Origin of the sequence: Bacillus sp. UNC438CL73TsuS30, assembly GCF_000482325.1 — a bacterium.
Classification (GTDB): domain Bacteria; phylum Bacillota; class Bacilli; order Bacillales; family Cytobacillaceae; genus Neobacillus.
In genome coordinates this window covers 67141-89629 of record NZ_AXVA01000023.1, presented here as the reverse complement: position 1 = coordinate 89629, position 22489 = coordinate 67141, and the positions used below count along the sequence as shown (strand labels likewise).

Sequence of the window (22489 nt, the reverse complement as noted above, 5' to 3'; positions counted from 1 at the left end):
AGCTAAAAACCGACTTTCAGCTTTTCCTCATGAGAGGAAAAGGATTATCCGGTATTAGCTCCGGTTTCCCGAAGTTATCCCAGTCTTACAGGCAGGTTGCCCACGTGTTACTCACCCGTCCGCCGCTAATCAACAGGAGCAAGCTCCTATTGATTCGCTCGACTTGCATGTATTAGGCACGCCGCCAGCGTTCGTCCTGAGCCAGGATCAAACTCTCCAAGAAAGTTGATTTAGCTCGAATGTTACGTTGGCTTCATTTCGTAAGAAATGAATATTATTGTTTGTTGACGTTTTTGTTTGTTTAGTTTTCAAAGATCAATTTCTCTTTGTCACTCAAAAGCAACTTTATTAATATACCACGCATTCAGTATATCGTCAACATCTTTTTTTATCTTCCTCTTTTTAGATGACAAAGTTCTTATGTCGACCTAAATGATTATATCAGGTTCTTCCTGATAAATCAAGGATAAAATAAAAAAAGAAGAACAATTTAGTTGTTCCTCTTCGCCTTATTATTATTCCTCTTCTTCTTTAATCGGTTGAACTTCTTCAGATGCATTCTCATTCATTTCATTGGTCCCTTCAGCTGCACTTTCATTGGCATCTTCAGGGATCTCTTCTTCTTCTTCTTCTTTTTCAACCTTCGCTACGGTCGCAACAAATTCATGTTCATCTTCTCTCATACTGATTAATTTTACACCAATTGTATTTCGTCCCATTGTAGAAATACCGCCAACGTCAATACGGATTAGGACACCGCCAGTGGTAATGAGCATTAGATCTTCTTCACCGGTTACTGCTCTCATCGAGACAAGATCACCATTTTTCTCAGTAATATGGCAAGTCTTAATCCCTTTCCCGCCTCTGCCCTGGATACGGTATTCAGCGGCTGGAGTACGTTTTCCATAACCATTTTTGGTTACAATCAGGATATCGTTATTCTCTTCTAACACTTCCATACCAACCACTTCATCATCACTGTCTAATGAAATTCCTTTCACACCTGTGGCAGTTCTGCCCATTGACCTTACATCTGTTTCAGGGAAACGGATGAGCATCCCTTTTTGGGTTCCGATGATAATATGCTTATTCCCATCAGTTAAGCGCGCTGAAATCAGTTCATCGCCCTCCCTTAAATTTAAAGCAATCAGGCCATTATTTCGGATATGAGCAAACGATGTTAATGGTGATCGTTTTGAGATTCCTTCTTTTGTTGTAAAGAACAAGAACCAATCATCTACAAACTCCGCAACAGGAATGATGGCATTTACCCATTCTCCTTTTTCCACACCGAGCAGGTTAATAATTGGAATTCCTTTAGCCGTCCGGCTGTATTCCGGAATTTCATATCCTTTTGAACGGTATACCTTACCTTTGTTTGTAAAGAAGAGAATCGTATCATGTGTGGATGTAGTAATGAGATGTTCAACAAAATCATCTTCATTGGTTCCCATTCCCTGAATACCACGGCCGCCCCGTTTTTGGGCGCGGTAAGTTGAGACAGGAAGGCGTTTAATATAGCCATTATGTGTTAAGGTAATGACAATATTTTCAACTGGGATTAAATCCTCATCCTCAATATTTTCAATTCCGCCTGCGGCAATCTCCGTACGGCGCGTATCGTTGAAACGTTCTTTAATTTCTAGTAGTTCCTCACGGATAATTTCTAGAACTTTTTCTTCATCTGCTAAAATTGCCTTTAATTCTGCAATGAGCTTAACTAAACCCTGATATTCTTCCTCAATCTTTTCTCTTTCTAAACCTGTTAGACGTTGCAAACGCATATCTAAAATAGCTTGAGCTTGCTTTTCAGAAAGGTTAAATTGAGTCATTAAACCTTCTCGGGCAATTTCCGTTGTTTGCGAGCTGCGGATTAAGTTAATTACTGCATCTAAGTTATCTAAGGCAATACGCAATCCTTCTAAAATATGGGCGCGCGCTTCTGCCTTGCGTAATTCGAATTCAGTTCTGCGGCGAATAACAACCTTTTGGTGATCTAGGTAATAAACTAAACATTGTTTAAGATTCAATACCTTTGGATGTCCGTCTACCAGGGCCAAAGTATTGATACCAAAGCTAGTTTGCAGTGCGGTTTGTTTATATAAGTTATTTAGAAGAACGTTTGCGTTTGCATCCTTACGAACCTCAATAACAATACGCATCCCTCTTCGGTCGGATTCATCCCTTAGGTCTGTTATTCCTTCAATTTTTTTATCACGGGCCAATTCAGCAATTTTTTCAATCAGCCTTGCTTTATTCACTTGGTATGGTAACTCATTAACAATGATAACTTCTTTACCGTTTGATTTTTGTTCAATTTCTACTTTTGCACGGAGAGTGATAGAACCTCTGCCAGTTTCGTATGCTTTACGGATTCCACTTCGTCCAAGAATAATACCTCCTGTTGGAAAATCAGGTCCGGGGATGATTTCCATTAATTCTTGGGTCGTTATTTCTGGATCATGACTGACAGCTAACACCCCGTCAATGACTTCTCCAAGCTGGTGAGGAGGGATATTGGTAGCCATACCAACTGCAATTCCCGTTGTACCGTTCACTAATAAATTAGGAAATCTAGCAGGCAAAACTACTGGTTCTTTTTCTTCGCCATCATAGTTTGGCTGATAATCAATCGTATCTTTGTTGATATCTCGTAATAATTCCATAGAGATTTTAGACATTCTTGATTCTGTATAACGCATCGCTGCAGCCGCGTCGCCGTCTACCGAACCAAAGTTTCCGTGGCCGTCAACAAGCATATAGCGATAGTTAAAATCCTGAGCCATCCGAACCATTGTTTCATAAACAGCTGAATCACCGTGTGGATGATATTTACCGATTACATCACCGACGATACGAGCTGATTTTTTATAGGGTTTGTCCGCGTGGATCCCAAGATCATGCATTGCATAAAGTATACGGCGATGTACCGGTTTCAGCCCATCACGTACATCTGGAAGTGCACGGGAAACAATAACACTCATTGCATAGTCAAGGAAAGATGACCTCATTTCCTGACTAATATTTATTTCTTTAATTTGAGGATTTGATGTTTCAGACATTTTTTGAAAACCTCCTATTCGGGGTGAAAATAGCCTTGAAACGTTCACGCTGATAGGCAGGTAAACGAAAAAAGGAGGATAGTGGTCACCCCTCTACCCTTTTAATCAATCTAGCATGTTGCTTTCTTTTCTTATTGTCTTATTGCAGTCCACCCGAGGTGCTGGGCTGTTTTAGATATCTAAATTCTTAACGTATTTTGCATTTTCTTCGATAAAATTACGGCGCGGTTCTACTTTTTCGCCCATTAGCATTTCAAAGGTTTCATCTGCTTCTATCGCATCCTCAAGATTTACTTGAAGCATGCTTCGATTAGCAGGATCCATTGTGGTTTCCCATAACTGTTCCGGATTCATTTCTCCTAAACCTTTGTAACGTTGGACATTCGGCTTCGGTGCATTTGGCAGCTCCGCAAAAACCTTTTCCAGTTCTTTATCATTATAAGCATACTCGACTCGTTTACCTTGTTGTACCTTATATAACGGTGGTTGGGCGATAAAGACATAACCTGCTTCCAAGATTTGCCTCATATACCGGTAAAAGAACGTTAAAATTAGTGTACGAATATGTGCACCATCAACGTCTGCATCTGTCATAATAACAACCTTATGGTAACGTGCTTTTGAAATGTCAAAGTCTTCCCCAATTCCAGTTCCTATGGCGGTGATCATGGCCCGTACCTCATTATTAGAGAGAATCTTATCAAGGCGCGCCTTCTCAACATTAAGGATTTTCCCTTTTAAAGGTAAAATCGCCTGGAAATGACGGTCACGACCTTGCTTCGCTGAACCACCCGCTGAGTCACCCTCAACAATATATAATTCACTCTCTGAAGGATCCTTTGAAGAACAATCCGCTAATTTCCCAGGTAAACTGGATACTTCTAAAGCACTCTTACGTCTTGTTAATTCCCTCGCCTTTTTTGCCGCTAGTCTTGCTCTAGCCGCCATTAAACCTTTTTCAACAATTTTCTTCGCTACTATAGGGTTTTCCATAAGAAACTTATCGAAATGGCTTGCAAATAAGGCATCTGTAATAGCTCTTACTTCAGAGTTGCCAAGCTTGGTTTTGGTTTGCCCTTCAAATTGCGGATCAGGGTGCTTAATCGAAACGATAGCTGTTAGACCTTCCCGAACATCTTCACCTGAAAGATTGGCATCTGCCTCTTTAATTAAACTATTTTTCCGAGCATAATCATTTATAACCCTCGTCAAAGCGGTTTTAAAGCCTGACTCATGTGTTCCGCCCTCGTAAGTATGAATATTGTTTGCAAAGGAGTAGATACTCTCTGTATATCCCTCATTATATTGAAGGGCCACTTCGATACTAATTCCGTCACGTTCACCCTCGATATAAATTGGGTCTTCAAAAATGACTTCCTTTGTGCGGTTTAAATGTTCAACATACGATTTAATACCGCCTTCATAATGGTATTCATTTATTTTATTTTCAACACGTTTATCCTCAATGGTTATTCTTAAACCCCTGTTAAGGAAAGCAAGCTCACGAATCCGTGTTGCAAGGGTATCGTAATCGTATTCCAATGTTTCGGTAAAAATTTCTCCGTCCGGTTTAAAACGTGTAATTGTACCGGTTATATCGGTTTCCCCAATGATCTTTAAATCGGCAACTGGAACTCCGCGTTCATACTTTTGATAGTGAATATGACCGTCCCGATGAACAAAAACCTCAAGTTCCGTTGACAGCGCATTTACAACGGAAGCACCTACACCATGTAGTCCTCCTGATACTTTATATCCGCCGCCGCCAAATTTCCCTCCGGCGTGAAGTACCGTCATGATCACTTCAACAGCAGGCCTTCCCATTTTTTCCTGGATTCCAACAGGGATTCCCCGGCCATTATCCTTTACGGTAATACTGTTATCTTTTTCAATGATGACATTTATTTCAGTACAATATCCCGCCAAAGCCTCATCAATACTATTATCAACAATTTCCCAAACAAGGTGGTGAAGACCTTTACCGCTTGTCGACCCAATATACATCCCTGGTCTTTTTCGAACAGCCTCGAGTCCTTCTAATACTTGTATCTGGTCAGCTTCATATGCTTGTTCTTGAACTGTGTTTTGTTCCATTGTCAAAGCTTTTCACCTGCACTTTCTTACAAAGTCAATCTATTTAAAAGCTAGAAGATTATTTATTCGTAATTTATAAATCCGATAAATTCTTTTGACTTGAACGTTTCTTTAAGGTCCCGGAAGCAATAGGGGATAAATAAATTTTGTCGGATGTTATTACAACCGACTTAAAGGGGTTTTTAGAAAGGTTAATGACTTTATCTTCATGCTGATGTAAAAACTCCTCTACCATCACAGAAGATTTTGCACTCTCTTTATCTAGAATAGATATAATGTCCCTTGCCCTGATATTTAAATCCTCCCCAATATGAATATACACACTCCCACCTCAATCCACTTTCTTGATCACACCGGATTCTACTTCAAATGTTGAAGCATCTTTTAATGTTTGATGGTGAATTCCATCTACACTTGTCGTTGTTACAAAAGTTTGAACCCTTCCTTGAATGGTATTAAGCAGATGTGACTGACGATAGTCATCTAATTCTGATAACACATCATCAAGGAGTAAGATTGGAAACTCACCAATCTGTGAATGAATTAATTCAATTTCGGCAAGTTTAACAGAAAGAGCGGTTGTCCGCTGCTGCCCCTGTGATCCGAAGGTTTGCACATCCCGATTATTGACGAAAAACAATAGATCGTCACGATGGGGACCAAACAAAGTTGTCCCGCGTTCTATCTCTCTTGTTTTAACCTTGTTGAATTTTTCCTCAAAGGATGCTACCATTTTCGACAAATCTTGGCCTTCTAATACATCCACTGATGGTTTGTACTCAATTTTAAGCGTTTCTAGCCCTCTAGAGATGCCGCTATGGATAGGCTCTGCCCACTTTTGAAGCAGCTGCAGGAACTCAAATCGCTTATTAATAATTTTTACCGCTGTTTCAATAAACTGTTCCGTTAATATTTCGAGCATTGTTTGGTCAGACTGCTTTTTTATTTGCATCATTTTCAAAAAATGATTCCGCTGTTGAAGTATTTTTTGATATTGACTCATATCATGTAAATAGACTGGTGATACCTGACCAATTTCCATATCTATAAAGCGCCTTCTTACCTGTGGACTGCCCTTTACCAAGTTTAAATCCTCTGGCGCAAACATAACGACATTAAGGTTCCCGACATATTGACTCAATTTCTGTTGTTCAATGTGATTGCACTTTGCCTTTTTCCCCTTTTTGGAAATCACCAGTTGCAGAGGCAAAGAACTATACTGTTTTTGGATTCTACCCTCTATTTTAGCATACTCTTGATCCCAACGAATAAGATCTTTGTCATTTGAGGTCCGATGGGATTTAGCCATGGCTAAAACATAGATGGACTCCATTACATTGGTTTTCCCTTGGGCATTTTCACCCAAGATAACATTTACTTTATTTTCAAATTCAACGGATAATGTTTCATAGTTCCGATAATCTTTTAAGGCTAATTGTTCAATATACATGAACGTAACATCCTCTATTTTTCCGTAATAAGGAATTCTCCGAATCCGGGTATTTCCACTTTGTCCCCTTGACGAAGTTTTCTTCCTCTTCTTTGATCTTGTTCACCATTGATAATAATTTGATGCTCACTTAAAAACCATTTTGCCATTCCACCGGTTTGGATCACATCCGCTAATTTAAGAAATTGCCCTAATGTAATAAATTCTGTATCTATTTCTATTTTGGCAGACATAATTAATCACTCTTTTCAAAAAATGGTCTCAATACTTTATTTTACTAAAAAAATCAGTTAGATACAAAAAAATCTAAAAAAGCTGCCATTTATTGTGGCAGCTCTATACTTTTTTATGAAAATTCATCCAGGACTTTGAGAAGGATCCAGATCCAGTACTTAGGTCTTTTTAGTACGTTCTTACCGGTAAAATTAGTTGCAGAGTTGTTTCGTCATGAAGCGGGCGAATCAGGAATGGGCGCATCGCTCCGGTAAAACTGATACAAATATCAGTACCCTCCAATGCTTTTAACGCATCCATCATATATTTTGCACTAAAGGAAATTTTTAATTCCTCGCCTTCAATCGATTGGCTTTGAATCTCTTCGACGACCTTACCAACCTCAGGTGTATTAGAAGAAACCTCGATGATTCCTCCCTCATTTGTTGTGAATTTAACAACATTATTTCTACCTTCACGAGCAAGCAAAGACGCACGATCAATAGCCTGTAAGAATGCCTTTGTATTTACAGTTACATCCGTTTTGCTTTCATTTGGAATTAGTCGGGAAGTATCTGGATAGTTACCTTCTAACAGTCTTGAGAAGAACAATAAATGTTTCGCTTTAAACAAAATTTGATTTTCTGTTATCACTATGTCAATTAATTCATTGGAATCATCAATAATCTTACTTAATTCATTCAAACTCTTCCCTGGGATTACCACATTATAGGTTTCACTATTTTCTGCTTCAATTCTTACTTTCCTTAATGCCAAGCGGTGGCTATCTGTACCAATACAGGTTAACTCCCCATTTTCGATCTTCCAGTTTACACCTGTCAAGATGGGGCGTGTTTCTGAGGTGGACACAGCGAAAACTGTTTGCCTGATCATTGCTTTTAATAGATCTGTGGCAATATGGAATTTATTATTTTCCTCAATTTGCGGAAGATGTGGATATTCCTCTGCATCAAGACCATTTAAGTTAAATTCAGATTTTCCTGAACGAATAACCGTTTGCAGCGAACCAAGTACTTCAATTTCAACAGTATCTGTCGGGAGCTTCTTTACAATCTCACTAAAAAACTTTGCTTGCAAAACAATGGCCCCGGTTTGTCTGATCTCAACGATTTCATCCTCAGCTTCCTCTTTTGGAATAAAAGATTCGATCGATATATCAGAGTCGCTTCCTGTTAGGGTAACCCCTTCCTCTGCAGCAGTAATTTTAATTCCCGTTAAGATTGGAATGGTTGTCCTGGAAGTGACTGCCTTCATCACATCTTGAACACTTTGAACGAGGCGGTCCCGTTGAATGATAAATCTCATTTTAGAAATTCCTCCGATTAAGCATATTTTTAATGACGATAACATATAATAATATTTTTTAAAAAAATAGTAGAAGTACTAGTAGGGCCTGTTGATATGTGGATAACCCTATTTTATCAAAGGAAACACAGCCTATCCACATGTGGACAGACTGTGCATGAATGGGTAAAAGTTATTCACATTATTAACCGAGTAATTTAAACCTTTAACAGTTCATTTAATTCTTTCATTTGCTTTTGCAGCTGTGAATCACTCTGCAGCATTTTAGAAATTTTCTCATGGGCATGGATGACGGTAGTATGATCTCTGCCGCCAAACTCTTCTCCTATTTTTGGGAGGGAGTGGTCCGTTAATTCCCGTGATAAATACATCGCAATTTGCCTCGGGAAAGCAACAGACTTTGTCCGTTTTTTTGCTTTGAAATCCTCCAACTTAACGCCAAACTGTTCACCGACAACTCTTTGTATATCAAGAATGGTAACCACCTTCGGTTTTGAGCTTGGAATGATGTCCTTCAATGCCTCTGCAGCTAAGTCTGCATTGATATCCTTATTAATTAATGATGAATAAGCGACAACCCGAATAAGCGCACCTTCAAGTTCACGGATGTTTGAATCAATTTGATTGGCGATGTAAAGCATCACCTCATTCGGAATGTCCAATCCTTCTGCTTTTGCCTTCTTGCGAAGGATGGCAATCCTTGTCTCGAGATCAGGCGGTGTAATATCGGTAATGAGCCCCCATTCAAAACGTGAACGCAGACGGTCTTCCAAGGTTGGAATTTCTCTTGGCGGACGGTCACTTGAAATAATAATTTGTTTGCTTTCCTCGTGAAGAGCATTAAAAGTATGGAAGAATTCCTCTTGGGTTGATTCTTTTCCGGCCAAAAACTGAATATCATCTATTAGCAGGACATCAACATTTCGATATTTATTTCGAAAGCTTTCAGCTTTATTGTCACGAATTGAGTTAATAAATTCATTTGTAAATTTTTCTGATGATAAATAAACGACTTTTGCCGATGGATTATGATCCAATACATAATGGCCAATTGCATGCATTAAGTGGGTTTTACCCAATCCTACTCCACCGTATATAAATAAAGGATTATAGGCCTTTGCCGGTGCTTCAGCTACAGCGAGCGATGCTGCATGAGCAAAACGGTTACCTGAACCGATTACGAACGTATCAAAAAGGTACTTAGGATTTAAGATGTTTTGCGGAAAGTCATTTTGATCTTCTTCTTTTTTTGCCTTTTTTGGAGGCGCTGGTACATCCATTTCTTCCTCATTTTGATTATGCGGAATAATAAATTTCACAGTTAGCTCTTCTCCAGTAATTTCATAGAGAATACCTGCGATTAACTGGGAATAGCGCTCCTCGAGCCAATCACGCGCAAATTCATTCGGTGCTGTGATTACAAGGAGATTTCCTTGTAGGGAATGAGCCTTTGTCGACTTTAGCCACGTATCAAAGCTAGGCTTGCTGATTTTTTTCTCTATATTAGCCAGCGCTGCATTCCAAAGATCCGCAATATTTTCCAACGAGTTTCCCCTCCTTTTCAAAATGATAAATCGTGTAACTTCACTTTAGATAATAAAGTCTAGCCCCGAAAGTTCCGTGAAAAACCAAGTTATACAAGCTGTACAATCTATTAATTTATAAATATACGAAACAGTGGTTGTGGAAAAATATATAATAAGGAAATAAAGTGGAGTTTCGACAATATCCACTTCCTGTGGACAAGTTTCTGCAGTACACTTGAACAACCTATCCACAAGATATCCACAAATTGTGGATAACGATAAATTAGGACAAAGTTATTCAGAGTGAAAACACAAATATAATATCAAATAATAGCAAGAGGTGCAATGCTTTTTCGCAGTTTATCCACAAGAGGTGTGTCCTGTGGGTAAAAATTGTCCACAAGAATTGGCTTTGTGAAAAAACTGTCGATAACTTGTGAAAGGTGCAAAAAATATGTCGATTACTTATCCACAAGCTAAAATGTGAGGATAATCTGATCCCTTGACTTTAGTTTTTAAAAAAAACGGCAAAATCATGTATGATAAAAAATTGGAAATAAGGAACAATAGCTGGAGGGTGGTTGACAATCTTATGTAGACCTCTTTATAATAAATAGGACTGTCAAAGGCATTAAACTTGATAGCTATTCCTCAGGGAGGTGTCATATAATGAAAAGAACATATCAACCAAATAAACGTAAGCATAGTAAAGTTCACGGTTTCCGCAGTCGTATGAGCTCAGCAAACGGACGTAAAGTTCTTGCTCGCCGTCGTCTAAAAGGAAGAAAAGTATTATCAGCTTAGACCACTGAAACGTCTCAGTGGTCTTTTTTCTAATTTAAGGGGAAAAATATTACTGAGACTATTCAGACTGAGGGTGTTTTGATGAAGAAAGAATTAAGGGTCAAAAAAAATAAAGAGTTTCAAGAAGCCTTTCAAAAGGGGTTTTCCTTTGCAAATCGACAATTTGTTGTCTACTCATTAAAAAAAGAGGGGCAGGAAAATTTTCGAATTGGCTTGTCAGTCAGCAAAAAAATTGGAAATGCCGTTACCAGAAACCAAATAAAACGATATATTCGACAGGCAATTTTTGAATTAAAGGATCAGCTCCATGCAGAAAATGATTACATCATTATCGCGAGAAAGCCTGCAGCAGAAATGGACTTCTTTGAAGTAAAAAAGAGCTTAACGCATGTTTTAAAGGTGGGCAAGGTTTTAAAGAAACGTTAAAAGGACATAAAAGTGAGTATTTCCCTTATTTACTTTGTAATAAGACATTTTATACAGGAAAATGGTAAAATACTTATAAGTAAAAATATACATAAATAACATTTTTAAATTAAATATTTATATCTTGGACAAGGAGGAAAATTTGGTTGAAAAAAAGAATATTACTTTTGTCGGGGATGCTTTCTTTATTCCTGTTCTTAACGGGATGCAGTCAGATTAAGCAGCCGATCACATCAGAAAGTACGGGATTTTGGAATCAATACATTGTATATCCATTATCTTGGTTTATTAAAGAAGTTGCCCATTTGCTTGGCGGAAGCTTTGGATTATCGATTATTGTTGTTACCATCCTCATCCGCCTGGTTATTTTGCCGCTTATGATTAAGCAGACAAGAAGCTCGAAGGCGATGCAGGCACTTCAACCGCAGTTAACGGAACTTAGAAAAAAATACAGCTCTAAAGATCAAAAGACACAACAAAAATTACAGCAGGAAACAATGGCACTTTTCCAAAAAAACGGTGTAAACCCAATGGCCGGTTGTTTTCCATTAATCATTCAAATGCCGATTTTAATTGGTTTTTACCATGCAATCTCGAGAACAAGGGAAATCGCTCAGGATAGTTTTTTATGGTTTGACTTGGGAGAAAAGGATCCTTATTATATTTTACCGATCGTTGCAGGGATTACGACGTTTATCCAGCAAAAAATGATGATGGCCGGTACAGAAAACCAAAATCCACAAATGGCGATGATGGTTTGGATGATGCCGATTATGATTGTCATTTTTGCATTTAACTTTCCAGCTGCACTTTCGTTGTACTGGGTAGTCGGAAATATTTTTATGATTGTTCAGACCTATTTTATAAAAGGCCCGGAACTTAAGGCACAATCCACGGGCAATGCGGGGGGAGCAAAGAAGTGAAACAGGTAACTGCTACAGGACAAAATGTCGAAGAAGCAGTAGAATCAGCTTTAGCTCAATTACAAACAACGAAGGACCGCACAGAAATCGACATTATTGATGAGGGGAAAAAAGGGATCTTTGGTATTTTTGGTTCACGCCCAGCAGTGGTAAAGGTTACCGTAATCATTGATCCAATTGAGGAAGCCCAAAATTTCCTGAAAAGCATCAGTGAACAAATGGGAGCACCGGTTGAAATTGAAATAAAACGCGAAGGAAAACAAGTTAATTTTGTTTTAACAGGGGAAAAGATTGCTTTATTAATCGGAAAAAGAGGACAAACCTTAAATTCCTTGCAGTATTTGACTCAGCTTGTCATCAATCGTTCGTCCAATCGATATTTGACCGTTATTTTGGATGCTGAAGACTACCGAAACCGCAGGAATGAGACGTTGATTCAATTAGCTCATCGTCTTGCTCAAAAGGCCGTAAAAACGGGGAAAGACGTGGCCTTGGAGCCGATGCCATCCTATGAACGCAAAGTTATTCATTCTGCATTATCTGAAAATAAACGGGTTAAGACATTTTCAGATGGATCTGAACCACATCGATACATTGTTATTACTCCATCTAAGTAAAAAAAAGGCACTTTATCAAATCGATAAAGTGCCTTTTTTTATTCTCTTATTCCTATTTTCTATTTTAAAAATCCTGTGCGTAACTTTTTTTATGAAAATGTTTGTTTTATTGTTATTCACATGTGGATAAGTTAAAATATAAGATAATAACTGTCGTTGTGGATAATCCTGATTGCTTTTTTAACTGAAACTGATGTGATATTCTATTAATTTGGAGCAAAATATTATTTCTTCTATAGATTATTTTTTGCAAGTAAGAGAGGTGAATACAATGGAGTTTGATACGATTGCGGCGATTTCGACACCGATGGGTGAGGGTGCAATCGCAATTGTACGATTAAGTGGTGATGATGCCTTTAAAATTGCTGATAAGGTTTTTAAAAGTATCAGCGGGAAAAGGCTGATTGATATGGCTTCCCATACGATTCATTATGGCCATCTAATTGATCCGAAAAATGGACAAGTGGTGGAAGAAGTAATGGTTTCACTTATGAAGGGGCCAAAAACCTTTACAAAAGAGGATGTAGTTGAAATTAATTGCCACGGTGGAATCGTTTCTGTTAACCGTGTGTTGCAGCTTATATTAAATAATGGAGCACGGCTTGCTGAACCGGGTGAATTTACAAAGCGGGCCTTCTTAAATGGGCGCATTGATTTATCGCAGGCAGAAGCAGTTATGGATTTAATTCGGGCAAAAACGGATCGAGCGATGAACGTTGCATTAGGGCAAATGGAAGGAAGATTGTCGCGATTGATTCGCGGTTTACGCCAAGAAATTTTAGAAATACTTGCCCATGTGGAAGTGAATATTGATTATCCTGAATACGATGATGTCGAGGAAATGACTCATAAAATGCTGAAGGAAAAAGCGGCTTATGTACGGGAAGAAATTAAGAAGCTTTTGCAAACCTCTCAGCAGGGGAAAATTTTACGTGAAGGCCTATCAACAGTTATTGTTGGCCGCCCAAACGTAGGGAAATCTTCGTTATTAAATAGTTTGGTTCACGAAAATAAAGCAATTGTTACGGATATCCCAGGGACAACTCGTGATGTCATTGAAGAATATGTCAACGTAAGAGGTGTACCATTAAGACTTTTAGATACTGCGGGAATCAGAGAGACTGAAGATATTGTTGAACGGATTGGGGTTGAACGTTCCCGACAAGTTTTACGAGAGGCCGATTTAATCTTGCTCGTTTTAAATTATTCTGATGAGTTAACAATGGAGGATGAAAATCTATTTAAGGCCGTTGAAGATATGGATGTGATTGTCATTGTTAACAAAACTGACCTTCCGCAGAAAATTGATTTGGATCGGGTTAAGGATCTGACTGCTAGCCATAGGCTCGTGACAACTTCTATTCTTGAAGACCGCGGGGTTGACCAATTGGAAGAGGCTATCTCCTCATTATTTTTTGCCGGCTCTATTGAAGCAGGGGATATGACTTATGTTTCAAACAGCCGTCATATCGCTTTATTGAATCAGGCATTACATTCGATAGAGGAAGCTATTGACGGAGTCGAGTTGGGGACTCCGATTGATATCGTTCAGATTGATTTAACAAGGGTCTGGGAACTGCTTGGGGAAGTCATTGGCGATAGTGTCCATGAAAGCCTAATTGATCAGCTATTTTCACAGTTCTGTTTAGGGAAATAAAAATTAGAAATAAACTTTTTTACATTCCGAGATATTCGGAAATTGGAGGAACTTTTAATGCAATACGAAGCAGGAAGTTACGACGTCATTGTCGTCGGTGCAGGTCATGCGGGCTGTGAGGCCGGCCTTGCGGCTGCACGGCTTGGCGCAAAAACATTAATGATTACCATTAATCTCGATATGGTGGCCTTCATGCCATGCAATCCTTCTGTTGGCGGACCAGCAAAAGGGATTGTGGTGCGTGAAATCGATGCACTTGGCGGGGAAATGGGTAAAAATATTGATAAAACCTATATTCAAATGAGGATGTTGAATACAGGGAAAGGTCCTGCCGTAAGGGCACTCAGGGCACAGGCTGATAAATTTGCCTATCAACATGAAATGAAAAACACGCTTGAAAATGAATCGAATTTAACTCTTTTACAGGGAATGGTTGAACGTCTGGTTGTCGAAGACGGTGTTGTTGTTGGCGCCGTTACGAAAACAGGTGCAACTTACCGTGCGAAAACAGTGGTCATTACGACTGGTACCTACCTTCGCGGCGAAATCATCCTTGGTGAATTAAAGTATTCAAGTGGTCCAAACAACCAGCAGCCTGCTGTTAAGTTATCAGAGCATCTAGAAGAGCTTGGCTTTGAACTTGTTCGTTTTAAAACGGGGACACCGCCAAGGGTTAACAGCCATACGATTGATTACAACAAAACAGAGATTCAACCTGGGGACGAACAACCTCGAGCTTTTTCATATGAAACAACCCAATACATTACCGACCAGCTTCCATGCTGGTTAACATATACGAATGAACAAACCCACCAATTAATCGACCAGAATCTCCATCGCTCACCGATGTATTCTGGAATGATTAAGGGGACAGGACCGCGTTATTGCCCATCCATTGAGGATAAGGTCGTTCGCTTTAATGACAAACCGCGCCATCAAATTTTTCTGGAGCCGGAAGGAAGAAATACACAAGAAGTATATGTCCAGGGATTATCAACTAGTCTGCCGGAAGATGTCCAACAACAAATCTTAAAAACCATACCTGGTCTTGAAAATGTTCAAATGATGCGCTCAGGTTATGCCATCGAATATGATGCCATTGTACCAACACAGCTTTGGCCGACGCTCGAAACAAAGATTGTCAAAAATCTTTACACGGCTGGCCAAATTAATGGGACTTCTGGGTATGAAGAAGCAGCTGGTCAAGGACTCATGGCAGGAATTAATGCCGGACTCAATGCGTTAGGCCGGGAGCAATTAGTGTTAAGCCGCTCGGATGCGTATATTGGTGTTTTAATTGATGATCTCATTACCAAGGGGACAAATGAACCATATCGCCTGCTTACATCACGGGCAGAATACCGTCTTCTTTTACGACACGATAATGCTGACTTGAGGTTAACGGAATTCGGCCATGAAATTGGACTAATCCGTGAGGAACGATATCAGCAATTTTTAGCTAAAAGGGAAGCAATTGAACTTGAAAAGAAACGATTATGGTCATCCATCATCAAACCTTCGAAAGAAGTTCAGGATTTAATTAAAAGCCAGGGCGGCAGTGAACTAAAAGATGGTATTCGTGCATCTGACCTATTAAAACGTCCCGAAATGTCCTATGAACATATTGAGGGTCTAAATCCTAGTGATGTTACTTTGGATACTGAAATTAAAGAACAAGTTGAAATCCAAATTAAATATGAGGGCTATATTGAAAAATCACTTCAGCAGGTTGACCGCTTAAAGAAAATGGAGAACAAGAAAATTCCTGAAAATATTGATTATGATGCGATTAACGGATTGGCAACAGAGGCGAGACAAAAATTGAAAAAAATTAAACCGTTATCGATTGCCCAAGCATCAAGAATTTCCGGGGTAAACCCTGCTGATATTTCCATTCTGCTTGTTTATTTAGAACAGGGCAGAATCGCTAGGGTATCAAATTAGAAATGCGGAAGCGCCTTGGCGCTGGAGCTAGACAGCGAGGAATATTTACATGAATGTTGAACAATTTGAATCCATGCTGGGGGAAAAGGGAATTACCCTTTCCTCAAGGCAGTTGGAGCAATTTGAAATATATTACGAAACCCTTGTTGAGTGGAACGAAAAAATGAATTTGACAGCCATCACGGATAAAGCCGATGTGTATTTAAAACATTTTTACGACTCCATAACTGCGGGCTTTTATTATGACTTTACAAAACCGCTTCATCTATGTGATGTCGGGGCGGGTGCTGGATTTCCGAGCATTCCTTTAAAAATTGCTTTTCCGCAAATAGAGATCACTATTGTTGATTCACTCAACAAACGAATCTCATTTTTAAACCATTTGGCAAGTGTACTTAAATTGGAAAATGTCCAATTTATCCATGACCGCGCCGAAACATTTGGAGTGAATCCAAATTATCGGGAATCGTTTGATGTTGTTACGGCAAGAGCAGTTGCCAGAATGTCTGTTTTAAGCGAGCTATGTTTGCCGCTTGTGAAAGTGGGTGGCCATTTTATCGCAATGAAGGCTGCACATGCAAAGGATGAATTAGTAGCAAGCCAAAAGGCCATTACAACCCTTGGTGGAAAATTGGAAAAAGTGTTTACATTTACATTACCAATTGAAGAAAGTGAACGGAATATTTTAATTATTAAGAAAGAGAAACAAACACCAAGGAAATACCCGCGTAAGCCAGGTACCCCTGGTAAAATGCCGATTGAGTAATAAGAAATGGAACAGAATCAATTTTTGAAAAATACCCTTTAGTGGCAGGAAGATATTATTTGAATAGAGAATAAATAATAGGGAGTTTCGTAAAGGTGGTGTTGGGGATGAGGCATTCGTTTACACGCTTTTTTGGTCTTGGCGAAAAGGGAGAACAAGACCTAGAACTTGAGAAAGAACTTGAGAAAGAACTCGAAATTGAAAGAAATGAAGAAATTAAGAAGATTCCAATTGACAATATCTTTCCAAATCGTTTCCAGCCCCGGACGGTTTTTGATGATGAAAAAATTGAGGAATTGTCACGAACCATTCATATTCATGGAATCATCCAGCCAATTGTTGTAAGACAATTTGACAAAGATCGGTACGAAATTATTGCCGGTGAGCGGCGCTGGCGTGCTATGAAAAAGCTAGGATGGGATGAGGTTCCGGCGATTGTTAAGAATATGTCGGATACTGAAACAGCTTCTGTTGCCTTAATCGAGAATCTGCAACGGGAAGAACTGTCACCAATTGAAGAAGCGATTGCATATGGCAAACTGCTGGAGCTTCATAATTTAACCCAAGAGGCTCTTGCACAGCGTCTTGGGAAAGGGCAATCGACCGTAGCGAACAAGCTTCGGCTGCTCAAGTTGCCACAGGAGATTCAGGAGGCATTATTAAATAAGGTTATAACGGAGCGTCATGCCCGTGCGCTGATCCCTTTGAAGGATCCTGAGAAACAGGTCTTGCTTCTACAAGAAATAATGGAGAAAAATTTAAATGTAAAGCAAACCGAGGACCGGGTTGTTAAACTGCTTGAGCAAAAAAATCCAAAACCTAAACCAAAAAGGAAAGCCTTCAGTAAGGATATGCGAATTGCTGTGAATACAATTAGGCAATCGTTATCGATGGTTTCAGATAGTGGAATAGATCTTAATGCGGAGGAAGAAGAGTTTGATGAATTCTACCAATTCACCATTCGAATTCCGAAGAAAAAATAGAATAAATGAACAGCTGGACCAAACAATAATTGTTTGGTCCTTTTTTATAATTGTGGATGATAATGGTATTTTTTGAAATAATCCTTCGCATGAATATTTTTCGAAAAAAAACAAAAACAAATCTATTTCGTGATAAAATAGTTACCATGGTCATTTTGTTTTTAAATGACTAATGGCCATTTTCTTTGTAATGGTAAAATAACAGTTTAATAGATGAATATTTGATAGAATATAAGTAAGAATTTAGGAAAAAGGGTAGGTGACATTGTGGGCAAAGTTATTGCAATCGCGAATCAAAAAGGCGGAGTCGGCAAAACGACTACCTCTGTCAACCTAGGCGCCTGCTTAGCATACATAGGGAAAAGAGTACTTTTAGTAGACATTGACCCGCAAGGAAATGCAACAAGCGGTATCGGAATTGAAAAGGCAGAAGTAGAGCAGTGTATATATGATGTTTTAGTCGATGACGTTGAAGTGAAGAATGTCATAAAGCCATCGTCTGTTGAAAATTTATATGCTGTACCAGCAACCATTCAACTCGCGGGTGCGGAAATTGAGTTAGTACCAACCATTTCACGCGAAGTCAGACTAAAACGTGCTCTTGGTGAGGTAAAGGATCAATTTGACTATATTATTATTGATTGTCCGCCATCCCTCGGATTACTGACCATTAATGCCTTAACAGCCTCTGACGCAGTGTTAATTCCCGTGCAGTGTGAGTATTATGCATTGGAAGGGCTAAGCCAACTTTTAAATACCGTTAGGCTTGTTCAAAAGCACTTAAATCAGGATTTAAAAATTGAAGGTGTTTTATTAACGATGCTGGATGCCCGCACAAATCTGGGGATACAAGTAATTGAAGAAGTGAAGAAGTATTTTCAGGACAAGGTCTATAAAACGATTATTCCAAGAAATGTACGTCTAAGTGAAGCGCCAAGCCACGGAGAACCCATTATCACTTATGATGCTAGATCCCGTGGTGCCGAAGTATATTTAGATTTGGCAAAGGAAGTGGTCTCACATGGCTAAAGGATTAGGAAAAGGACTTGATGCATTTTTTCCTAATATGGAGGTTAATAAAGGTGAAGCGGTCCAAGAGATAAAATTGAAAGAATTGCGTCCCAATCCGTATCAACCTCGGAAAACCTTCCAACAAGAGGCCATAGATGAATTAAAGGCATCCATTTTAGAACATGGCATCCTCCAGCCTCTTGTCGTTAGGAAAAGCATTAAAGGCTATGAAATTGTCGTGGGCGAAAGACGTTTCAGGGCGGCAAAAGAAGCAAAGCTTCAAGCGGTACCTGCCGTTGTCCGCGAATTGTCGGAGCAGCAAATGATGGAACTGGCTGTAATTGAAAATCTTCAACGGGAAGATTTAAGCCCAATTGAAGAAGCAATCGCTTATCAAACCTTAATGGAAAAGTTAAAACTGACACAAGAAGAGGTAGCAAAGCGACTAGGAAAAAGCCGTCCACATGTGGCGAACCATGTCCGCCTCCTCTCCCTCCCGGCTAAAATTCAAGAGTTAATTTCAAATGGAAAAATCTCCATGGGGCATGGCCGTGCCTTACTTGGTCTACGTCAAAAGGAGAAGCTACCGATTTTAGTTGAAAAGGTAATAAATGAAGGCTTAAACGTACGCCAGCTTGAAAAACTCATTCAACAATTAAATGATAATGTTTCACGTGAAACAAAAAAGCCTGAAAAGAAAAAGGATGTTTTTTTACAGGAACGTGAGCATTTTCTTCGTGAGCGGTTTGGCACCACAGTTAATATTAAGCATTCAAAAAATAAAGGGAAAATTGAAATTGAATTCTTCTCACAAGAGGATTTGGAACGCATCCTTGAAATTCTTGACCAAGAATCCTCTGTCTAAACCATCAATAGATGGTTTATTTTTTTACCAATACAATATATTGAAAGTTAGTTATTAATATATTCAACATATTGTATTTGAGAATGCTTTTAAATATCTTTCATTTCAAAATAAAATATGATAATTTATTACTATTAAATACTTCGAGAGACGAATAATAGGGGAATCAGTAAATGTTTTTATTAGGAACGCTTGTAAATGGTGCATTAATTATTATTGGAAGTCTTATTGGAAAACTATTAAACCGGATTCCAGAGAGTATGAAGACAACCGTTATGTATGCGATTGGATTGTCTGTCATGGTACTGGGGTTGCAGATGGGCTTAAAAAGTGAAAATTTCTTAATCGTGATTTTAAGTCTCGTTATAGGTGCTGTAATTGGGGAGCTTTTTAAATTAGAAGAAAAGCTGAATGATTTAGGGCACTGGCTAGAGAGCAAGGTGGGCTCTAATGGAAAAGGAAGTATCTCTGAAGGGTTTGTAACGGCAACCTTAATCTTTGTGATTGGGGCAATGGCGATTATTGGGGCACTTGACAGCGGAATCCGCGGGGATCACGATGTCCTGTACACCAAATCGATTATTGATGGATTTACGGCTCTGATTTTAACGACAACACTTGGAATTGGTGTTTTATTTTCGGCAGTTCCGGTCCTGCTTTATGAAGGGCTTATTGCCTTGTTTGCCACCCAAATTGACCGTTTTGTGCCGCAGGCCTTAATGGATCAATTTATTGTTGAAATGACAGCGACGGGTGGGGTGATGATTTTTGCTATTGGCTTAAATCTTACTGGTATGATAAAAATTAAAGTTGCTAACCTCCTCCCTGGTATTCTCGTAACAGGAGTGATCGTTACAGTACTATATAATTATCATCATTTCTTTTAATCCATTTTAAAAAGCAATCGGCTATTAATCACCGATTGCTTTTGTTTGTTCTTCTTCCCACTCCCAATTGACCTCATTCCAGCTTTCCTTTGGATTAGGAAGACTCGCTTGATAGATCCCACCTGCAATCGTCTTTGCCATTTTCATAACAAGATTTAATCGTGTATTTTGCAAAACGAAAAACTCCATAAACCCGCTTACATTGACAATTCCGGTAATATGTAACTCTCCAACTGCAGGAAGCTCTTTGTTCACGCCTGCGCCTGGTTTAACAGGTCCGTCTCCAAGCTGGATCACACCAACATTTTTAATACGGCCAAGGCAGGCATCAATTCCAATAATAAATGGATTGTCATGCTTATTTTGAATTTCAGCTAATTTTTCTTTAAGATTTACGGCATGAATCGGTTCATCTAATGTTCCGTAAACGTAAAAGGATTGAAGGTTCTTCTCCTCTAACAGGCTTCCTACAAGAGGACCTAAGGAATCTCCTGTCGAACGGTCCGTGCCGATACATACATACACAATGGGACGTTCTGACGAAACAGGAATTTTTAAACGTAATTCCTCAGCAAGGTTTTCCGCTGCATGGAAATCATCATAGCATATACGAGTTTTGGCTTTCCGATCAAAAAAACCTGCTTTGAGATTCATTAAGTCCCCTCCAAAATCTTGACAATATATTTTTATTAGTATACGGATTTTTTGGGAATTCTATACATGGAAGAATGCAAAATCCTTTTGAAACTCAGGACTATAATAAAAAATGAAAACTTGTTAAAATAGATGGATGATGGAAGTTAGGTAGGTGTATAGATGAGTTTTACTGAAAAGGGTATACAAAAGATTATTGATAAATTTCAAAATGAAGATACATGGCTTACAATGGGTGAAGGCCTAATTAAAATCATTGCCATTTTAATCCTTTCTAATATTTTAATTCGAATTGGCAAAGTCATGATTCATAATATCTTTAAAATTCGCAATCGTTCACCATTCAGGACGGTTGAGCGCAGGGAAGAAACACTTTCAAGGCTTCTGGATAGCGTTCTTTCTTATGTGGTTTACTTTATTTCATTTTTGATGATTCTTTCCGTGTTAACGATTGATGTGAAAGCGCTGCTTGCCGGTGCTGGGATTGTCGGACTAGCCGTTGGTTTTGGGGCACAAAGTCTTGTTAAAGATATTCTTTCAGGCTTTTTTATTATCTTCGAAGACCAATTTGCCGTTGGAGATCATATCCGAGTAGGAGAATTTGAAGGGAATGTCGAAACGATAGGATTAAGAACGACGAAAATTAAAAGCTGGACAGGTGAAGTTCATATCCTCCCAAATGGAAGTATTACTCAGGTGACCAATTTTTCAATTAATAATAGTGTGGCTGTTGTAGACGTGGCCATTGCATATGGGGAAGATGTTGAAAAGGCGGAGCAAGTCATTGGGGAGCTGCTAGAGACATTACCGGACCATTATGAAGATATAATTAAAACGCCAGAGCTGTTGGGAATTCAAAATATGAGCTCAACAGAGGTAATTTTAAGAATAGTGGCAGAAACTCTGCCAATGAAGCAAGTCTATATATCAAGAATGATTCGCAAGGAAATCAAGCTCTTATTGGATCAGCATGGAATTGAAATTCCCCTTCCTAAACTTGTTGCCTATTCAAATAGTACAGAGCCTAAGAAATAAGGAAAGGAGTATTAAAACATGGAGCAAAAGGAATTTGCCCTCAATGATGTGGTCGAAATGAAAAAGCAGCATCCCTGCGGAACCAATCGTTGGAAAGTTATCCGAATGGGTATGGATGTAAGGATTAAATGTGAAGGTTGCGGGCACAGCGTATTAATCCCAAGAAAAGAGTTTTCCCGTAAAATGAAGAAAATTTTGGTGAAGCATGAGGAATAGTTCGTGCTTCTTTTTTTTGTTATATTAATC

Annotated in this window: 21 protein-coding genes and 1 rRNA gene; 13 read left to right on the top strand and 9 right to left on the bottom strand. The window is 38.9% G+C overall.

Features of this window, described 5'->3' with window-relative positions; genetic code table 11:
- The 8 genes from M028_RS0110240 to dnaA form a co-directional block, all read right to left on the bottom strand.
- Positions 1 to 223: ribosomal RNA gene (locus M028_RS0110240) — 16S ribosomal RNA — on the bottom strand; the annotation flags it as partial.
- A gap of 292 nt (positions 224 to 515) precedes the next feature.
- The gene (gene gyrA, locus M028_RS0110235) at positions 516 to 3062 is read right to left on the bottom strand and encodes a DNA gyrase subunit A (protein ID WP_026573838.1); all 2547 of its coding nucleotides are present in this window, start codon (positions 3060 to 3062) and stop codon (positions 516 to 518) included.
- A 171-nt stretch (positions 3063 to 3233) separates the two neighbouring features.
- Positions 3234 to 5156 (bottom strand): DNA topoisomerase (ATP-hydrolyzing) subunit B, encoded by a 1923-nt coding sequence (gene gyrB, locus M028_RS0110230; RefSeq protein WP_026573837.1) that lies wholly within the window; start codon positions 5154 to 5156, stop codon positions 3234 to 3236.
- A 73-nt stretch (positions 5157 to 5229) separates the two neighbouring features.
- Positions 5230 to 5478 (bottom strand): extracellular matrix regulator RemB, encoded by a 249-nt coding sequence (gene remB / locus M028_RS0110225; protein ID WP_026573836.1) that lies wholly within the window; start codon positions 5476 to 5478, stop codon positions 5230 to 5232.
- A 9-nt stretch (positions 5479 to 5487) separates the two neighbouring features.
- On the bottom strand, positions 5488 to 6606 hold the full coding sequence (gene recF / locus M028_RS0110220) for a DNA replication/repair protein RecF (RefSeq protein WP_026573835.1): 1119 nt from the start codon (positions 6604 to 6606) through the stop codon (positions 5488 to 5490).
- A gap of 14 nt (positions 6607 to 6620) precedes the next feature.
- Entirely contained in the window at positions 6621 to 6839 is a 219-nt protein-coding gene (yaaA, locus tag M028_RS0110215) for a S4 domain-containing protein YaaA (RefSeq protein ID WP_026573834.1), read from the bottom strand.
- Between the two features lie 169 nt (positions 6840 to 7008).
- Positions 7009 to 8145, bottom strand: coding sequence for a DNA polymerase III subunit beta (dnaN, locus tag M028_RS0110210; protein ID WP_026573833.1), 1137 nt, complete (start codon positions 8143 to 8145; stop codon positions 7009 to 7011).
- Between the two features lie 197 nt (positions 8146 to 8342).
- Positions 8343 to 9689 (bottom strand): chromosomal replication initiator protein DnaA, encoded by a 1347-nt coding sequence (gene dnaA / locus M028_RS0110205; protein WP_026573832.1) that lies wholly within the window; start codon positions 9687 to 9689, stop codon positions 8343 to 8345.
- A 651-nt stretch (positions 9690 to 10340) separates the two neighbouring features.
- Here dnaA and rpmH point away from each other — a divergent pair.
- The 11 genes from rpmH (at position 10341) to M028_RS0110150 (ending at position 20554) form a co-directional block, all read left to right on the top strand.
- On the top strand, positions 10341 to 10475 hold the full coding sequence (gene rpmH, locus M028_RS0110200) for a 50S ribosomal protein L34 (RefSeq protein WP_007084526.1): 135 nt from the start codon (positions 10341 to 10343) through the stop codon (positions 10473 to 10475).
- Between the two features lie 81 nt (positions 10476 to 10556).
- Complete coding sequence (rnpA, locus tag M028_RS0110195) at positions 10557 to 10901, top strand: ribonuclease P protein component (protein ID WP_026573830.1); 345 nt, start codon at positions 10557 to 10559, stop codon at positions 10899 to 10901.
- A gap of 176 nt (positions 10902 to 11077) precedes the next feature.
- Positions 11078 to 11824 (top strand): YidC family membrane integrase SpoIIIJ, encoded by a 747-nt coding sequence (gene spoIIIJ / locus M028_RS0110190; RefSeq protein ID WP_231510793.1) that lies wholly within the window; start codon positions 11078 to 11080, stop codon positions 11822 to 11824.
- On the top strand, positions 11821 to 12441 hold the full coding sequence (gene jag / locus M028_RS0110185) for an RNA-binding cell elongation regulator Jag/EloR (protein WP_026573828.1): 621 nt from the start codon (positions 11821 to 11823) through the stop codon (positions 12439 to 12441). Before spoIIIJ ends, jag begins: the two co-directional genes overlap by 4 nt.
- A 271-nt stretch (positions 12442 to 12712) precedes the next feature.
- Positions 12713 to 14098 carry a tRNA uridine-5-carboxymethylaminomethyl(34) synthesis GTPase MnmE gene (gene mnmE, locus M028_RS0110180; protein ID WP_026573827.1) on the top strand — a complete coding sequence of 462 codons (1386 nt, stop codon included), beginning with the start codon at positions 12713 to 12715 and terminating at the stop codon, positions 14096 to 14098.
- Between the two features lie 57 nt (positions 14099 to 14155).
- Positions 14156 to 16042, top strand: a complete 1887-nt coding sequence (gene mnmG / locus M028_RS0110175) for a tRNA uridine-5-carboxymethylaminomethyl(34) synthesis enzyme MnmG (protein ID WP_026573826.1) — start codon at positions 14156 to 14158, stop codon at positions 16040 to 16042.
- 49 nt (positions 16043 to 16091) lie between these two features.
- Positions 16092 to 16808 (top strand): 16S rRNA (guanine(527)-N(7))-methyltransferase RsmG, encoded by a 717-nt coding sequence (gene rsmG, locus M028_RS0110170; protein ID WP_026573825.1) that lies wholly within the window; start codon positions 16092 to 16094, stop codon positions 16806 to 16808.
- 107 nt (positions 16809 to 16915) lie between these two features.
- Complete coding sequence (noc, locus tag M028_RS0110165) at positions 16916 to 17791, top strand: nucleoid occlusion protein (protein WP_026573824.1); 876 nt, start codon at positions 16916 to 16918, stop codon at positions 17789 to 17791.
- Between the two features lie 267 nt (positions 17792 to 18058).
- Positions 18059 to 18820: a ParA family protein gene (locus M028_RS0110160; RefSeq protein WP_026573823.1), complete on the top strand. Its 762-nt coding sequence runs from the start codon at positions 18059 to 18061 to the stop codon at positions 18818 to 18820.
- On the top strand, positions 18813 to 19667 hold the full coding sequence (locus M028_RS0110155) for a ParB/RepB/Spo0J family partition protein (RefSeq protein ID WP_026573822.1): 855 nt from the start codon (positions 18813 to 18815) through the stop codon (positions 19665 to 19667). Before M028_RS0110160 ends, M028_RS0110155 begins: the two co-directional genes overlap by 8 nt.
- 173 nt (positions 19668 to 19840) lie before the next feature.
- Positions 19841 to 20554, top strand: coding sequence for a DUF554 domain-containing protein (locus M028_RS0110150; RefSeq protein ID WP_026573821.1), 714 nt, complete (start codon positions 19841 to 19843; stop codon positions 20552 to 20554).
- Between the two features lie 24 nt (positions 20555 to 20578).
- Here the strand turns inward: M028_RS0110150 and yyaC are convergent, their stop codons facing one another.
- Positions 20579 to 21208, bottom strand: coding sequence for a spore protease YyaC (gene yyaC / locus M028_RS0110145; RefSeq protein WP_026573820.1), 630 nt, complete (start codon positions 21206 to 21208; stop codon positions 20579 to 20581).
- A gap of 162 nt (positions 21209 to 21370) precedes the next feature.
- Between yyaC and M028_RS0110140 the strand changes: the two genes are divergently transcribed.
- Together M028_RS0110140 and M028_RS0110135 are read left to right on the top strand one after the other, a co-directional pair.
- Complete coding sequence (locus tag M028_RS0110140; RefSeq protein WP_026573819.1) at positions 21371 to 22243, top strand: mechanosensitive ion channel family protein; 873 nt, start codon at positions 21371 to 21373, stop codon at positions 22241 to 22243.
- Between the two features lie 18 nt (positions 22244 to 22261).
- Positions 22262 to 22459, top strand: coding sequence for a DUF951 domain-containing protein (locus M028_RS0110135; RefSeq protein WP_026573818.1), 198 nt, complete (start codon positions 22262 to 22264; stop codon positions 22457 to 22459).
- Positions 22460 to 22489: the final 30 nt, after the last annotated feature.

What these genes read in the sequence shown, in the direction of transcription:
- gyrA (WP_026573838.1), bottom strand. Translation starts at nt 3,062, where the DNA reads ATGTCTGAAACATCAAATCCTCAAATTAAAGAAATAAATATTAGTCAG.
- gyrB (WP_026573837.1), bottom strand. Translation starts at nt 5,156, where the DNA reads ATGGAACAAAACACAGTTCAAGAACAAGCATATGAAGCTGACCAGATA.
- recF (WP_026573835.1), bottom strand. Translation starts at nt 6,606, where the DNA reads ATGTATATTGAACAATTAGCCTTAAAAGATTATCGGAACTATGAAACA.
- yaaA (WP_026573834.1), bottom strand. Translation starts at nt 6,839, where the DNA reads ATGTCTGCCAAAATAGAAATAGATACAGAATTTATTACATTAGGGCAA.
- dnaN (WP_026573833.1), bottom strand. Translation starts at nt 8,145, where the DNA reads ATGAGATTTATCATTCAACGGGACCGCCTCGTTCAAAGTGTTCAAGAT.
- rpmH (WP_007084526.1), top strand. Translation starts at nt 10,341, where the DNA reads ATGAAAAGAACATATCAACCAAATAAACGTAAGCATAGTAAAGTTCAC.
- rnpA (WP_026573830.1), top strand. Translation starts at nt 10,557, where the DNA reads ATGAAGAAAGAATTAAGGGTCAAAAAAAATAAAGAGTTTCAAGAAGCC.
- spoIIIJ (WP_231510793.1), top strand. Translation starts at nt 11,078, where the DNA reads ATGCTTTCTTTATTCCTGTTCTTAACGGGATGCAGTCAGATTAAGCAG.
- mnmE (WP_026573827.1), top strand. Translation starts at nt 12,713, where the DNA reads ATGGAGTTTGATACGATTGCGGCGATTTCGACACCGATGGGTGAGGGT.
- mnmG (WP_026573826.1), top strand. Translation starts at nt 14,156, where the DNA reads ATGCAATACGAAGCAGGAAGTTACGACGTCATTGTCGTCGGTGCAGGT.
- rsmG (WP_026573825.1), top strand. Translation starts at nt 16,092, where the DNA reads ATGAATGTTGAACAATTTGAATCCATGCTGGGGGAAAAGGGAATTACC.
- noc (WP_026573824.1), top strand. Translation starts at nt 16,916, where the DNA reads ATGAGGCATTCGTTTACACGCTTTTTTGGTCTTGGCGAAAAGGGAGAA.
- M028_RS0110155 (WP_026573822.1), top strand. Translation starts at nt 18,813, where the DNA reads ATGGCTAAAGGATTAGGAAAAGGACTTGATGCATTTTTTCCTAATATG.
- M028_RS0110150 (WP_026573821.1), top strand. Translation starts at nt 19,841, where the DNA reads ATGTTTTTATTAGGAACGCTTGTAAATGGTGCATTAATTATTATTGGA.
- yyaC (WP_026573820.1), bottom strand. Translation starts at nt 21,208, where the DNA reads ATGAATCTCAAAGCAGGTTTTTTTGATCGGAAAGCCAAAACTCGTATA.
- M028_RS0110140 (WP_026573819.1), top strand. Translation starts at nt 21,371, where the DNA reads ATGAGTTTTACTGAAAAGGGTATACAAAAGATTATTGATAAATTTCAA.
- M028_RS0110135 (WP_026573818.1), top strand. Translation starts at nt 22,262, where the DNA reads ATGGAGCAAAAGGAATTTGCCCTCAATGATGTGGTCGAAATGAAAAAG.